This is a genomic window from Haloferax sp. KTX1 (assembly GCF_902410085.1).
Taxonomy (GTDB): Archaea; Halobacteriota; Halobacteria; order Halobacteriales; family Haloferacaceae; genus Haloferax; species Haloferax massiliensis.
Genome location: NZ_CABPRH010000008.1, coordinates 17,589 through 31,455 on the forward strand (window position 1 = coordinate 17,589; position 13,867 = coordinate 31,455).

Genomic DNA, 13,867 nt, shown 5'->3' on the forward strand with positions numbered 1-13,867 from the left:
GCCACGGGATCACGCCCCGAGGCGGTCGCCTCGATTTCCCGTGGCCGAGCGGGACGGCCACCCGGCTGCAGTTAAATGGACTTTTCATATAGCATCGCATCTATCCCCACTAGGTCCGTACCTCACAGCGTACATGAAATCAGCAGTCTATCGAGGTCCGGGCGACGTTCGCATCGAGGAGAAGCCGGAACCGGAGCTTCAGGAATCGACCGACGCGGTCATCCGCGTCACTCACACCGCCATCTGCGGGTCCGACCTCTGGTTCTACCGCGGTCACGAGGAACACGAGGCGGGCTCCGGAGTCGGACACGAGCCGATGGGAATCGTCGAGGAAGTCGGCGATGACGTCACGAGCGTCCGGCCGGGCGACCGCGTGCTCGTCCCGTTCGCGTACAGTTGCGGGGAGTGCGAGTTCTGTCGCAAAGGCATCCACACCGCGTGTGTAGACGGCGGGTTCTTCGGCCCGCACGGCGACGAGACCGGCGGCGCGCAGGCCGAGCAGGTCCGCGTCCCGCACGCCGACGGCACGGTCGTTCGAGTCCCCGAGCGATACGCCGACGACGAAGAAACGCTCAAATCGCTCCTCCCGCTGACGGACGTGATGTCGACCGGCCACCACGCCGCCGTCCTGGCGGACCTCGAAGCCGGAGACACCGCGGTCGTCATCGGCGACGGCGCGGTCGGGCTGTGCGGCGTCCTCGCGGCCAAGCGCATCGGCGCGGAGCGCATCATCGCGGTCGGCCACCACGAGGACCGCTTAGCGGTCGCTCGGGAACTCGGCGCGACCGACACCGTCTCGTCCCGCGGGCAGGAGGCGGTCGAGGAAGTCCTCGAACTCACCCACGGCGGCGCGAACCACGTCCTCGAATGCGTCGGCGCGGCGTCGGCGCTCGAAACCGCCGCGCAGGTCGCCCGCCCCGGCGGCTCCATCGGCGCCGTCGGCGTCCCGCACGTCGAGTCCGCCGACTTCCTCCAGCCGATATTCTACAAGAACCTCTCGTTCTCCGCCGGCGGCGCGCCCGTCCGGAACTACATCGAGGAACTCATGGACGACGTGCTGCAGGGGACCCTCGACCCGTCGCCCATCCTGACGAAGACCGTCGACCTCGACGGCGTCCCGGAGGGCTATCAGGCGATGGACGACCGCGAGGCCATCAAGGTCATGGTGAAAATCGACGAGTAAGACGCACCCAGACCGACGGTCGGGACGCGCCCCCAGCGGAGACGGCCGTGCCAGCGAGACTCAGCCTCCTCACCACCCACCACCACGCTGTCGGACCTCCCGACTGAGTTCCGCTCCACTTCTCGAAGCCGCGCCGCGGACAGCCACCGGCCGAAAGCGAACGACGGTGCATCAGACAAACAACCGCTACCGAACCCACCGCGACCGTCGAGAGACACACCACTCACATGGCCATCATCACGAACCTGCACCTCAGCTCCCCGTTTCTCCCCCTCGTTAGCATCGCCGAATCGACCCGGGCGGGCGAGATAGAGTGCATCCACGGGCTCAGTCTACAGCCGGGGCGCCAACTGTTCATCGTCGGCATCGACGCCGACGAGGACGCGTCCGAAGCGCGCCTCGCGGCGCTCGACGAAGTGGTGGAGGCGACGGCGCTCGGGCGGTCGAGCGGGAAGACGATTTTCAAGCTCACCGTCGAACTCGACGAGGCGGTGTCCGACGTCTTCGACGGGAGCACGGACGCGGCGTTGATGGACTCGATACTCGTCACGCCCGAGGGGTGGTACGAAGAGAAACTGTTCACGGACTACGCCGCGCTCAGCGAGTTCCAGACGGCGTGCCAGGGAGGCGACATCGAGGTCGAGATTATCTCGCTCACCCACGACAGGACGTCCTTCGAAGACGACTCCCCGTACGGGCTGACCGAACGACAGCACGAGGCGTTGACGCTCGCGCTCTCGCGCGGCTACTACGAGCGGCCGAGACAGGTCACCGCGGCCGAACTCGCCGACGAGTTGGACATCTCACAACCCTCGATGTCGGACCTCCTTCGACGGGGGGAACGCCAACTGCTGACGGCCACGCTCGACTCGCGCGAGTACGTGAATTCGCTCTCGAACTAGTCGGAACCCGTCCCTCGAAGCCCCCGACGACCCGCGTTCGGTCGCGGGTCGTGAGCGAGCGTCGCCGCCGACTCAGGCCAGGTCGTCAAGCGCGACGCGGAGCGCGTCGACGGCCTCGCCGAGTTGCGCCCGCGAAATCGTCAGCGGGGGCTGGAAGCGCATGACGTTCTTGTAGTAGCCGCCGACGCCCATGACGACGTTGGACTCCTCGCGGAGGTGCTCGCCGACCGCGGCCGCGAGTTCCTTGTCCGGGGCGGGCGCGACGTGCTGCGGGCCCGACTTTTCCGGGTCGACGAGTTCGATGCCCTGCATCAGTCCGAGGCCGCGCGCCTCGCCGACCACGTCGTAGTCGGATTCGAGCGTGGCGAGTTCGGCCGAGAGCCACTCGCCGTTCTCGCGGGCGTTGTCGACGATGCCATTCTGGAGTTCCTCGATGGTCGCCAGCGCGGCCGCGCAGGCGACGGGGTTGCCGCCGAACGTCGAGAGGTGGTCGCCGGAGCCGAACGCGTCCGCGATGTCCGCGGGGGCCGTGAACGCGCCGAGCGGGAGGCCGTTGGCGATGCCCTTCGCCTGCGTCAGGATATCGGGTTCGACGCCGAAGTGCTCGCTGGCGAACAGTTCGCCGGTGCGGCCGTAGCCGGTCTGGACCTCGTCGGCGATGAGGAGCGCACCGTGGTCGTGGGCGATGTCCCGGACGCGCTTGAGCCACGCTTCCGAGGGGACGACGATGCCGGCCTCGCCCATGACGGGTTCGACGACGACCGCCGCGAGGTCGCCGCTGGTGTGCGAGCCGATGACTCGTTCGAGCGCGTCGGCGCAGTCCGCGCCGCAGGTGTCGCCGTCACAGCGGGGACACCGGTAGGCGTACGGCGGCGCGGTGTGCGCCACGTCGTTGATGGTCGGGGCCATGTCCTGCTTGTAGGCCCTGTTGCCGGTGAGCGCGAGGCTCCCGAGGGTGCGGCCGTGGAAGCCCATCTCCAGCGAGATGACCTCCTTCGAGCCGGTGTGCTTTCGAGCGAGCTTGATAGCCCCCTCGACCGCCTCGGTGCCGGAGTTACAGAAGAAGGTCTTCTGGAGGTCGCCGGGCGTCACCTCGGCGATGGTCTCGGCGAGGTCGGCCACCGGCCGGTTCGGATGGACGTACGAACAGCCGTGGACGAACTCCTCTAACTGCTCGGTCGCGGCCTCGACGACGGCCTCGTTGTTGTGGCCGACGTTGGTCACCGAGATGCCGGAGAACACGTCGAGGTACTCGTTGCCGTCGAAGTCTTCGAGCGTGCACCCCGACGCCCGCTCGACCGGGACGTTCAGCGATTTCCAGATCGGCATGAGGTAGTCGTCGTACGCCGCCTCGACCGACGAATTCGTCTTCCGTTCTCTCATGGTCACAAGTTCTAAATTGAGTCCTAATAAATTGTTCTGTGTAGGACAAAGTCCAGACTACTGTAGGTGTGTCGGGACGGAAGCGGTCGGTCCAGACCCGGATGTAGCTGATGGCCCCGTACTCGACTGCGTTCGTCACCGACAGTTTTTGAACACAGTTCGAACAATCCGATTTTGCTGGAACATTTATCAATATCTGGGACGACAGTCGGGGCAAGCGGGAGTCGCGAGCGACCGCCGCGCTCCCGAGAGCCGACCATGAAATCCATCAACCCCGCAACCGAGGAGGTCATCGAGACGCACGAGGAACACGACGAGGCGACGGTCGACGCGCGCTTGGACGCCGCGTGGGACCGGTTCGAATCGTGGCGCGAGACGCCGATGTCGCGGCGAGAGAAACTGCTCGCGTCCGCCGCCGACGTGCTGCGCGAGCACAGCGAGGAGTACGCGGAACTGATGACAGAGGAGATGGGAAAGCCCATAGAGCAGGCGGCCTCGGAGGTCGAAAAGTGCGCGTGGGTCTGCGACTACTACGCCGAACACGCCGCGGAGTTCCTGCAGGACGAGCACATCGGCACCGTGCCGGGGTCGAAAACGTACGTCTCCTACGAACCCATCGGCCCGGTGCTCGCGGTGATGCCGTGGAACTTCCCGTTCTGGCAGGTGTTCCGGTTCGCGGCCCCGCACATCACCGCCGGCAACGTCGCGGTGCTCAAGCACGCGCCGAACGTCTTCGGCTGTGCCGACGCCATCGCCTCCGTTTTCGAGCGGGCGGGCTATCCGGACGACGTGTTCACATCGCTACAGATACCCGCCGAGCGCGTCGCCGGCGTCATCGAAGACGACCGGGTTCGGGGCGTCAGCCTGACCGGAAGCACCCGCGCCGGGCGGGCCGTCGCGGAGACGAGCGGCCGCGAACTCAAGCCGACGGTGCTCGAACTCGGCGGGAGCGACCCCTTCGTCGTCCTCGACGACGCGCCGCTCGACGCGACCGCGAAGCGGGCCGCGCGGGCGCGAACCCAGAACAACGGCCAGTCGTGTATCGCCGCGAAGCGCTTTCTCGTCCACGAGGCCGTCTACGACGAGTTCGTCGAGCGCTTCACCGAGGAGATGCGCGCGCTGACCGTCGGCGACCCCACGGACCCCGAGACCGACGTGGGGCCGCAGGCGCGGGCGGACCTCATGGAGACGCTCCACGAGCAGGTCGCGGCGTCCGTCGAGGCCGGCGCGACGCTCCGCCTCGGCGGCCAACCGCTGGACCGACCGGGCCACTACTACCCGCCGACGGTGCTGACCGACGTGCCCGACGACGCGCCCGCGAGGACCGAAGAACTGTTCGGTCCCGTCGCCACGGTCATCGAAGTCGAAGACGAATCTGCGGCGGTCCGCGTGGCGAACGACACGCCCTACGGCCTCGGCGCGAGCGTCTGGACGGCCGACGCCGAGCGCGGCGAGGCGCTCACGACGGAACTCACCGCGGGCAACGTCGCCGTCAACCACGTGGTCGCGTCGGACCCGCGGGTCCCCTTTAGCGGGACGAAGGACTCGGGCTACGGGACCGAACTCTCCCGGCACGGAATTCAGGAGTTCGTCAACACGAAGACGGTCTGGGTCGAGGACGGGCCGGGCGACGAGTAAGCGCTCCGACGCCCGGCGCAACGCCCGCGTCGAGACCCGCGACGACGCCCGGAAGGCGAATCGAGCGCGGACGCTTTTTTTCGATTCTGCGAGTTGACTACCATTCGAACCGCCGGCCGTTTGGCGATTTTCCGGTGAATCGTCGGCCAGTTTGTCGTTCCAGACCATGATTATCTATTGAACTGTGTCCCTAATTTCCTCTAAAAATTGAACACAGTAAGATATATAGTGGGTAAGTTAGAATGTGGTGATGTCAATCATAACCATGACAGGAGAACTCTCACGCGTCCTCTCGAAGCGCGACGTGTTCGTGCTCGCGCTCGGGGCGATGATCGGATGGGGTTGGATCGTGCAGACTGGGTACTTCATCGACCAGAGCGGCGTCACCGGCGCTATCTCGGCGTTCGTTCTCGGCGGGTTCATGGTGTCCGTCGTCTCGCTCATCTACGGCGAACTCGCCTCGGCGATGCCCTTCGTCGGCGGCGAGCACGTCTACAGCATGCGGGCGTTGGGGCCGGCCGGCTCGTTCGCCTGCACGTGGGCGATAATCTTCGGCTACATCAGCGTCGTCGCGTTCGAGGCGGTCGCACTGCCGAGCGCCCTCGCGTACATCGTCCCCGGCTTCAACGTGTTCGAACTCTGGACGGTCGCCGGCCAGCCGGTCTACGGCACGTGGGTGGCGACGGGGGTCATCGGCTCCGTGGTCATCACGTACCTCAACTACCGGGGCGTCCGCCCGGCCGCGCAGTTCCAGGCGATTCTCGCGCTCGTCATCACGCTGTCCGGCCTGACGCTCCTCCTCGGCGCGCTGTTCAACGGCACCTCGCCGTCCTCGCCGCCGCTCGCGGGAGCCGGCATCGGCGGCGTGTTCACGGTCGCCATCATGACGCCGTTCATGTTCGTCGGCTTCGACGTGATTCCGCAGGCCGCGGGCGAGGCCGACGTGTCGCCGAAGCTCCTCGGCGGGCTCATCGGGCTCTCGGTGGCCTGCGCCGCCGCGTTCTACATCGCCGTCATCTGGGCGGCCGGGCAGGTCGCCACGGGCGCGACGCTCGTCGAGAGCTCGCTCCCCGCCGCGACGGCGATGGAGATCGCGTTCGACAGCGCCACCATCGGTCGCATCATGGCGCTGGCCGGCCTCGCGGGCATCCTCACGAGTTGGAACGGCTTCGTCCTCGGGGCCAGCCGCGCCATCTACGCGATGGCCGACTCGAACATGCTCCCCGAGCGGCTCGCGACGATTCACGACGACCACGACACGCCGTCGACCGCAATCGTGCTCGTCGGCGGGCTGGCGGCGCTCGCCCCCCTGTTCGGCGAGCAGATGCTCGTGTGGGTCGTCAACGCCGGCGGCCTCGGCATGGTGACGGCGTGGCTCCTCGTCGTCGTCTCGTTCCTCGTGCTCCGCTACCGCGACCCCGACTTCGACCGACCGTTCAAGCTCCCGGCGGGCTACGCGGTCGGCGCGCTCGGCTTGCTCTTGACCGTGTTCTTCGTCGGCCTCTACCTCCCCGGCTCGCCCTCGGCGCTGGCGTGGCCCTACGAGTGGGCGATGGTCGGCGGCTGGTGCCTGCTCGGCGTCGTCCTGCTGGCCGTCGCCGGCGGGCTCCCGACCCGGACGGAGGCCAAGGCGCACCTGAGCGCCCAGCGACTCGAAGAGTAATCCGTTCACTCGCGGACCCGACGAGAACCGCGTTACGACACGTCGGGAAGCAGCGCGTCTTTCAGTTCTTCGAGTTCGTAGTCGTTCAGCGGGTTCGGCTCGTCCTTGATGGTCGTGATGACGAACGTCGAACTCGTCCGCGAAATCTCGTCTATCTCCTCGAACTCCGAGATGAGGTCCTCGACCATCCCGCGCGAGGCGAGGTGCGAAATCAGGACGAAGTCGGTGTCGCCGAGCGTGAAGTACACCTGATTGACGCCGGGTACCTCGCCGAGTTTGTCGCCGACCTCCTTGTGGTACTCCGAGCCGTACTCGGCCCAGACCTCGGTGATGAGCGTGAGGTTCAGCCCGGCCTTCTCGAAGTCGATGTCGAAGATGTCGTTCTTGATGATGCCCTGCTCTTGGAGTCGTTCGAGGCGGTAGTGAACCGTCGACTTCGGGATGCCCGTCTCCTCGGTTATCCGGTCGGGGCTCCCCGATTCGAGCGTCCCGATGGCTTTGAGGATTCGAAGGTCCTTCTCGTCCATGAACCGTAATCAGAAGTGCACCGATATTATTGTTCTGCGTCCAATTCCGCCGTGTCGATAGAAAACGACGTCGGCGCGGACAGTTGCCGCGGCGAGTCGGGGGTCAGCCGCGGGGTCGAACGCCGAGGTTCGACGCCTCGGGGCCGAACTCGTCGGCCAACAGCGCCGGCACGTCACCGGGGCGAACGTCCGAGTACCACCGGTTCCGCGGATGGATGGCGACCGCGGCCCCGTCCGCACTACAGAGGCCGAGACAGCTCGTTTCCGCGACGTGGACCCGCGACCAGAAGACGCCGCGGTCGCGCAACCACGAGGTCACCGCGTCGTACACCGCCGGGCCGTCGGCCTCGGCGCAGTCGGCGTACTCGGAGTCCCGACCGTTCGTACAGACCAACACGTGGTCCGTAAAGCCGTGCTCGCGGACCTCGTCGGTTCGGTCGCGCATCAGTCGGCCGCGGGAGCCGAGTCCCGGCCCGCGGTCGGAATCGCCGGTTCGGGCTCGGACTCGCTCGACGGCCGAAGCCGCGAGTGCGCCGCCGCGAGGACCAGCCACAGGAGGACCTGTCCGAACGCGAACAGGCCGGTGAGCCCGGTTTCGAGCGTCGGCGACAGCGCTCCGTGAACCGCGTTTTCGGGGGCGAACACGGCGACAGCCGCGAGCAGGCCGAACGGGATGGCCGCGCCGACGACGGCCGAAACGAGGCCGCTCGACTCTCGCAGGCGGGTGTAGACGTAGCCGGCCGAGAGGCAAGCGAGTGCGCCGGCGAGCATCAGCCCGGCGTAGAGCGGGAGCCGCGTCGCCACCGAAAGCGACTGTTCCGCCCCCGGCGCGACCGGCGGGAGGACCAGCCACGGCGCGCCCGAGACGGTGACGAACCCCGCGAGGCCAAGCAGGTAGCTCTTTGCGGCGTCGGGGCCGGGAATCGCGGGTTCGAGGAAGAAGAAGGCGACCCCGAAGAACGCGCCGCCGAGCGCGACGCCCCACAGCCCGCCGGCCGCGACGCTCACGGCCTTCGTGACCGCCATCGACACCGCGGTATCGTGGTGGCCACCGCTCTCGCTGGCGTGGGTGCCTTCGGAGTCGTGGCTGTGAGCCCCGTCAGCCTCGTGGCTGTGGGCACTTTCGGCCTCGTGGCCGTGACCGCTCTCCTCGACGGCGGCGTGGTTCAGTTCGTCCGCGTAGCCGACGAGGGGGTTGGCGACGACGGCCATGAACAGGCCGAACACCAGTCCGGCGACGACCCCCGCTTTCACCCCTCGCGTCAGGTACTCGGCGAACATCGTCAGTGGCAGGCGATGCCGGCCGCGTGCCGGAAGTTATGGAGCGAGTCGTGGACGAGCGGGTCCTGCACGAACAGGAGCGTAAAGCCCAGCGCGGCCATAAAGAGGGCTCCCGCGGCCATCTGCGTGGGGGATAGCTCGGTTCGAGCGCGTTCGATGCGACCGTTGACGGTGTTCGCCGTAGCCATGGTAAACTCAGATTGATGAAAACCAAGTCTGTTTGTAAAACTTTCGAAGGCAATCCAAATTGTATTTCGACAACTGAGATTTAATAACTCGGCAGGGCGATTTTATGAAAGTTGATTTGCTATACTCCAAGCACAATTGTTTTCAAACAGCGCCCGGATTGTCGAGTCGAATGTCACAGGTAACGCTCCCGCACGACGCCAAGGCGGGACCCACGAAACCGGAGGTGAGAGCGGTCACGCTCGACAAACTCGACCTGCGGCCGACGGACCACTTCGTCGACGTCGGCTCCTGTACCGGCTCGGTCACCATCGAGGCGGCCCGGCGGGTCGAGCGCGTGACCGCCGTCGAGCGCAAACCGAGCCGACTGGACGTGACGCGGAAGAACCTCGCGGCGAACGAGTACGACGCCGACGTGGCGCTCCGCGAGGCGGAGGCTCCCGGCGGGCTTCCGGCCGACGCCGACGCGATGTTCGTCGGCGGCAGTCGGAACTTCGATGCCGTCCTCGACCACGCCGTCGACACCGGCGTCGACCGAATCGTCATGAACGTCTCGCGGGTCGAACCCGCCGGCGACGCCATCGAGGCGTTCCGCGAGCGCGGCCTGCTCTCGGAGGTCGTCCAGATGCAGGTGAGCCACGGCTACGAACTCGCCGGCGCGACGAGCTTCCGGTCGAACAACCCGGTCTACGTCGTCGTCGGCCGACGCGGCGCGGAGGGGCTATGACCGTCTACGGCATCGGTCTCGGCCCCGGCGACGCCGACCTCGTGACCGTCAAGGGGAAACGCCTGCTCGAATCGGCGGCGGTGGTCTACTCGCCCGGCCGCCTCTCCCGGACGGTCGCGCTGAACCACGTCCCCGAGGGGCGCATCGGCGACCTCGACTTCCCGATGACGCGCGACCCGGACGAACTCCGCCGCGCGTGGAAGGAGGCCGCCGCCGAGGTGGCCGCCCGCGCCGAGTCCGAGGACGTGGCGTTCGTGACGCTCGGCGACCCCAACGTCTACTCGACGTTCGGCCACCTCCGCCGCACCCTCGACGCGTTCCACCCCGAGGTCGACCTCGAAGTCGTCCCCGGCGTGAGCGCGATGACGGCCTTCGCGACCGCGCTCGGCGTCGAAATCGAGTCCGGAACCGGGCTCGCGCTCCGCGAGGCCGCCAACGGCGCCGCGCCGACCGGCCCCGACCGAATGGTGCTGTTCAAGGTCACCGACGCGCCGGCGACCCACGAGAAACTGACCGAGGCGGGCTACGACGTCCGGTTCGGCCGCCGGCTGTTCATGGAACAGGGCGAGACGGTCGTCACCGACGACCCCGACGAACTCGCGGAGCGCGACTACTACACGCTGGCCTACGCGGAGCGCGAGGGCGTCGAGCGCGACGCGGCGACCGCCGCGTTCGACGGCGTCGAATCGGGGGGGTCGGCGTGAGCGTCGACGGCGACGCGGACACCGGCTTCACCGACGACGAGGGTATCCCCTTCGTCGGCGCGGGACCGGGGGACCCGGACCTGCTCACCGTCGCCGGGAGAAAACTCGTCGAGGACGCCGACCTCGTGGTGCACGCGGGGTCGCTCGTCAACAGCGAGCTCTTAGAGGAGTTCTGCGCCGACGCCGAGCAGGTCAACAGCGTCGGCAAGGACCTCGAAGAGCTGATTCCGCTGATGGCCGACGCCTACGAGTCGGGCCGAACCGTCGTCAGACTCCACAGCGGCGACCCGGCGATTTACGGGGCCGCCTTGGAGCAGATGGACGCGCTGGCCGAGGCGGGCGTGCCGAGCTACCTCGTCCCCGGCGTTACCTCGGCGTTCGCCGCGAGCGCGACGCTCCGCACCCAGTTGACGCTGAACGAGGTGTCGAACCACGTCGTCTTCACCCGACCGCAGGGCCGGACGCTCTCGGCCGAGGAGGACCACATCGGCGACTTCGTCGGCTTCGGCGACACCACGGTCTGCATCTACCTCGGCACCCACGCCGTCGCCGAGACGATGGACCGCCTGCTGGACGAGGGCCGCGACCCCGACACGCCCGTCGCGGTCGTCTACCACGCCTCGTGGCCCGACGAGGACGTCATCGAGGGCACCATCGAGACCATCGGCCAGCGGGTCGAAGACGCGGGCTACCGCGCCTCGGCGCTCGTCATCGTCGGCGACGCGGTGAACGGCTCGGAGTACGAGCGGTCGTTCCTCTACGGCGACTGGGCCCGCGGCGGCGACGCGCCGAACGACGAACCGGATTCTAAAACGGAGGGACAGACACAATGAGCGACAACTCGGCAGACTCCGGAAGCGGCCACTGTAGCACTCCCGACAGCGACGGCGAGGTCGCCGACGAAATCGCCATCGTCAGCTTCGAACGAAAGCTCGACACGGCCGAGGAAATCAAGCGCGACCTCGCGGACGACTACGACCGGATAGACGTCCTCACCTACCACGGCGACGTGTTCGCCGACCACTGGGGCGAGTACGACTGCTTCGTCGGCCTGATGGCCAGCGGCATCGCCATGCGGAAGACCGCCGGGCTCCTCGACGACAAGTGGGAGGACCCGGCGGTCGTCGTCGTCGACGAGGAACTGACGTGGGCGATTCCGCTCACCGGCGGCCACCACGGCGCGAATCAGGTCGCCCACGACCTCTCGAAGCTCGGGGCCGTCCCGGCGATGACGACCGCTTCGGAGGCCGCCGGCAAACAGGGCGTCGAGAGCAAGGCGAAGGCGCTCGACTCCCACGTCGTCAACGGCGATTCGACCGTGGCGACGAACCTCGCCGTCCTCAACGACGAGCTCGGTCCCGTCGCCCGACTCGACGGCCCCAAGGCGGTGCTCGTCGGCGACGACGTGACCGTCCTGAAGCGCAACGGCGACGACGGCGTCGTCCTCGGGACCGGAAGCGTCTCCGGCGCGAAGAAAGAACAGTTCCTGACGGCGTGGGAACGGGCGCTCGACGACGCCGACCGCGACTGGGACGACGTGGAGTTCGTCGCCACCGGCACGCGGAAGGCGGACGAGCCCGGCATGCTCGACGCCGCCGAGGAAATCGGCGCGGGCGTCGTCTACTTCGAAAAGGAGACGCTTTCCGAGTTCGAGGGACCGACGCCCTCGCGGTCGAAGGAACTCATCGGCTGGCCCGGCATCGCCGAGGCGAGCGCCATCGCCGGCGGCCGCGACCACGAACTCGTCGTCGAAAAGCGGCGCTACGACGACGCCGTGACCGTGGCGGTGGGACGATGAGCGACGGCGGCGAACCCGAATCGACGGCCGGCGGCCGCGACGAATCGGCGGCCGGCTCCGGCGATCGCGACGAGGTCCCGGACGACTACGGGACGCTCTACGTCGTCGGCATCGGCCCCGGTCTCCCGGACCACATGACGAAGCGGGCGACGGAACTCATTTCAACTTCGGACTGCGTCGTCGCGTCGAACCTCTATCAGGAGTTCCTCCGCGACGACGGAACCCTCCCGCCGGAAGGGAGCGACGAGGGACCGGAGGTCGTCCGTTCCTCGATGGGAAAGCAGGTCGAACTGACCCGCGAGGCGTTCGAGCGCGTCCGAAACGGCGAGGACGTGGTCCACGTCTCCGGCGGCGACCCGAACGTCTACGGGAAGTCCGACCTCGTGTTCACGATGGCGAAAGGCGACGAGGCGACCGACGTGCCCATCGAAATCGTCCCCGGCGTCACCGCGGCGCTCGGCGGCGCGGCCATGATGGGCGCGCCGCTGTCGAACGACTTCTGTACGGTGTCGCTGTCCGACAAGTGGCGCGGCTGGGACGAAATCGAGGAGAAACTGCGCGCGGCCGCCATCAGCGGCTTCGTCATCGTCCTGTACAACTGCTGGCGCAACTACGAACGCGCCGTCGACGTGGTCCGCGAGGAGCGGGCCGACGACGTGCCGGTCGGCATCTTCAACGACGCCGGCCGCGGCGAGGCCGGCCGGAATCTGGACGACGAGACGTTCTCGATTACGACCCTCGGCGACGCGAAAGCCCACGACGACGACGTGGGCGGGATGGGAACCTCGATTCTCATCGGCACTCACGAGACCGAACCCTGGAGCAACGACTACGAAACGTACCTCGTCACGCCCCGCGGCGGGCGCGACGTCGACGACTTCTGACACATGAGCAACTCAGACACGGAATCCGAATCGAAGTGCAGCAGAGCGACGACAGAAGCGGACACGAAGGCCGAGACAGACACGTCCTCGAAGTGCGGCGCGTCGTCATCGAAGACCGACGGCGGGTCGTCCTCGAAGTGCGGCGGCAGTTCGGGCGATTCGAAGAAGGAACAGACCGCCGAGAAGGTCGAAGCGACTATCGATGATTTCGACGGCGAACCCGGGGAGTTGGTCGCCGTCGGTCTCGGTCCCGGTCGCGCGAGCGAGATGACGACGCTGGCGAAAGACACCCTCCGCGAGGCCGACCACATCGTCGGCTACACGACCTACATCGAACTCCTCCCCGACGACGTCGTCGAGGGCGCAGAGGACATCTACTCGACGCCGATGTGCGGCGAGGTCTCCCGGACCGAGGAGGCGGTCGACCGGGCGCTCGCCGGCAACGACGTGGCAATCGTCGGGAGCGGCGACCCCAACGTCTACGCGCTGGCCGGCCTCGCGCTCGAAATCCTCGAATCGAAGGGCGCGACCGCGAGCGCGGTCGATTTCGACGTGGTCGCGGGCGTCCCGGCGGCGCAGTCCTGCGCGGCGCGACTGGGCGCGCCGCTGGTCAACGACACCGTGACCATCAGCCTCTCGGACCACCTGACTTCGATGCCGACCATCGAGTCGCGCCTCCACGCGGCCGCCAAGGAGGGGTTCACCATCGCCATCTACAACCCGTGGAGCCGCAAGCGCCGGTCGAACTACGAGAAGTGTTGCGAGATTCTGCTCGAACACCGCGCGCCAGACACCCCGGTCGGAATCGTCCACGGCGCGGGCCGCGACGACGAGGAGGTCGAAATCGTCGAACTCCGCGACCTGCCCGACCTCGGCGAGACCGACCTCGTGGACATGACGACGACGCTGCTGGTCGGCAACGAGGAGACGTACGTCTGGGACGACCGAATGGTGACCCCCCGGGGCTACGAGCAGAAGTACGAGTACTGAG

At 67.4% G+C, this 13,867-nt stretch carries 15 protein-coding genes; 10 read left to right on the forward strand and 5 right to left on the reverse strand.

Annotation, left to right across the window (positions count from 1 at the left end):
- The first annotated feature begins 133 nt into the window (after window positions 1-133).
- Both FY251_RS13175 and FY251_RS13180 read left to right on the forward strand, forming a co-directional pair.
- The gene (locus tag FY251_RS13175; protein ID WP_148415301.1) at window positions 134-1,183 is read left to right on the forward strand and encodes a zinc-dependent alcohol dehydrogenase family protein; all 1,050 of its coding nucleotides are present in this window, start codon (window positions 134-136) and stop codon (window positions 1,181-1,183) included.
- A gap of 227 nt (window positions 1,184-1,410) precedes the next feature.
- Window positions 1,411-2,085 carry a helix-turn-helix domain-containing protein gene (locus FY251_RS13180; RefSeq protein ID WP_187367413.1) on the forward strand — a complete coding sequence of 225 codons (675 nt, stop codon included), beginning with the start codon at window positions 1,411-1,413 and terminating at the stop codon, window positions 2,083-2,085.
- A 72-nt stretch (window positions 2,086-2,157) separates the two neighbouring features.
- Here the strand turns inward: FY251_RS13180 and FY251_RS13185 are convergent, their stop codons facing one another.
- Complete coding sequence (locus FY251_RS13185) at window positions 2,158-3,468, reverse strand: aspartate aminotransferase family protein (RefSeq protein ID WP_148415303.1); 1,311 nt, start codon at window positions 3,466-3,468, stop codon at window positions 2,158-2,160.
- Between the two features lie 258 nt (window positions 3,469-3,726).
- On the opposite strand from FY251_RS13185, the gene FY251_RS13190 reads away from it, so the two are divergent.
- Together FY251_RS13190 and FY251_RS13195 are read left to right on the forward strand one after the other, a co-directional pair.
- Entirely contained in the window at window positions 3,727-5,106 is a 1,380-nt protein-coding gene (locus FY251_RS13190; RefSeq protein WP_148415305.1) for an NAD-dependent succinate-semialdehyde dehydrogenase, read from the forward strand.
- 250 nt (window positions 5,107-5,356) lie between these two features.
- Window positions 5,357-6,769, forward strand: a complete 1,413-nt coding sequence (locus FY251_RS13195) for an APC family permease (protein WP_148415307.1) — start codon at window positions 5,357-5,359, stop codon at window positions 6,767-6,769.
- A 32-nt stretch (window positions 6,770-6,801) separates the two neighbouring features.
- Here the strand turns inward: FY251_RS13195 and FY251_RS13200 are convergent, their stop codons facing one another.
- The 4 genes from FY251_RS13200 to FY251_RS13215 all read right to left on the reverse strand — a co-directional run bounded on the left by FY251_RS13200 (window position 6,802) and on the right by FY251_RS13215 (window position 8,765).
- Window positions 6,802-7,296 (reverse strand): Lrp/AsnC family transcriptional regulator, encoded by a 495-nt coding sequence (locus tag FY251_RS13200; protein WP_004972114.1) that lies wholly within the window; start codon window positions 7,294-7,296, stop codon window positions 6,802-6,804.
- Window positions 7,297-7,399: 103 nt separating this feature from the next.
- Window positions 7,400-7,741 (reverse strand): ferredoxin, encoded by a 342-nt coding sequence (locus tag FY251_RS13205; RefSeq protein ID WP_148415309.1) that lies wholly within the window; start codon window positions 7,739-7,741, stop codon window positions 7,400-7,402.
- Window positions 7,741-8,577, reverse strand: a complete 837-nt coding sequence (locus FY251_RS13210; RefSeq protein WP_148415311.1) for a CbtA family protein — start codon at window positions 8,575-8,577, stop codon at window positions 7,741-7,743. Before FY251_RS13210 ends, FY251_RS13205 begins: the two co-directional genes overlap by 1 nt.
- 2 nt (window positions 8,578-8,579) lie before the next feature.
- The gene (locus FY251_RS13215) at window positions 8,580-8,765 is read right to left on the reverse strand and encodes a CbtB domain-containing protein (RefSeq protein WP_089780113.1); all 186 of its coding nucleotides are present in this window, start codon (window positions 8,763-8,765) and stop codon (window positions 8,580-8,582) included.
- A 170-nt stretch (window positions 8,766-8,935) separates the two neighbouring features.
- On the opposite strand from FY251_RS13215, the gene cbiT reads away from it, so the two are divergent.
- The 6 genes from cbiT to cobJ are packed head-to-tail and all read left to right on the forward strand — an operon-like array spanning window position 8,936 to window position 13,866.
- The gene (gene cbiT, locus FY251_RS13220) at window positions 8,936-9,490 is read left to right on the forward strand and encodes a precorrin-6Y C5,15-methyltransferase (decarboxylating) subunit CbiT (protein ID WP_148415313.1); all 555 of its coding nucleotides are present in this window, start codon (window positions 8,936-8,938) and stop codon (window positions 9,488-9,490) included.
- On the forward strand, window positions 9,487-10,194 hold the full coding sequence (locus FY251_RS13225; protein ID WP_148415315.1) for a cobalt-factor II C(20)-methyltransferase: 708 nt from the start codon (window positions 9,487-9,489) through the stop codon (window positions 10,192-10,194). Before cbiT ends, FY251_RS13225 begins: the two co-directional genes overlap by 4 nt.
- Window positions 10,191-11,027, forward strand: coding sequence for a precorrin-4 C(11)-methyltransferase (gene cobM, locus FY251_RS13230; RefSeq protein WP_148415317.1), 837 nt, complete (start codon window positions 10,191-10,193; stop codon window positions 11,025-11,027). Before FY251_RS13225 ends, cobM begins: the two co-directional genes overlap by 4 nt.
- The gene (cbiG, locus tag FY251_RS13235; RefSeq protein ID WP_148415319.1) at window positions 11,024-11,992 is read left to right on the forward strand and encodes a cobalt-precorrin 5A hydrolase; all 969 of its coding nucleotides are present in this window, start codon (window positions 11,024-11,026) and stop codon (window positions 11,990-11,992) included. Before cobM ends, cbiG begins: the two co-directional genes overlap by 4 nt.
- Window positions 11,989-12,876, forward strand: coding sequence for a precorrin-3B C(17)-methyltransferase (locus FY251_RS13240; protein ID WP_148415321.1), 888 nt, complete (start codon window positions 11,989-11,991; stop codon window positions 12,874-12,876). The genes cbiG and FY251_RS13240 overlap by 4 nt, the downstream gene beginning before the upstream one ends.
- 3 nt (window positions 12,877-12,879) lie before the next feature.
- Complete coding sequence (cobJ, locus tag FY251_RS13245; RefSeq protein WP_148415323.1) at window positions 12,880-13,866, forward strand: precorrin-3B C(17)-methyltransferase; 987 nt, start codon at window positions 12,880-12,882, stop codon at window positions 13,864-13,866.
- Window position 13,867 lies beyond the last annotated feature (1 nt).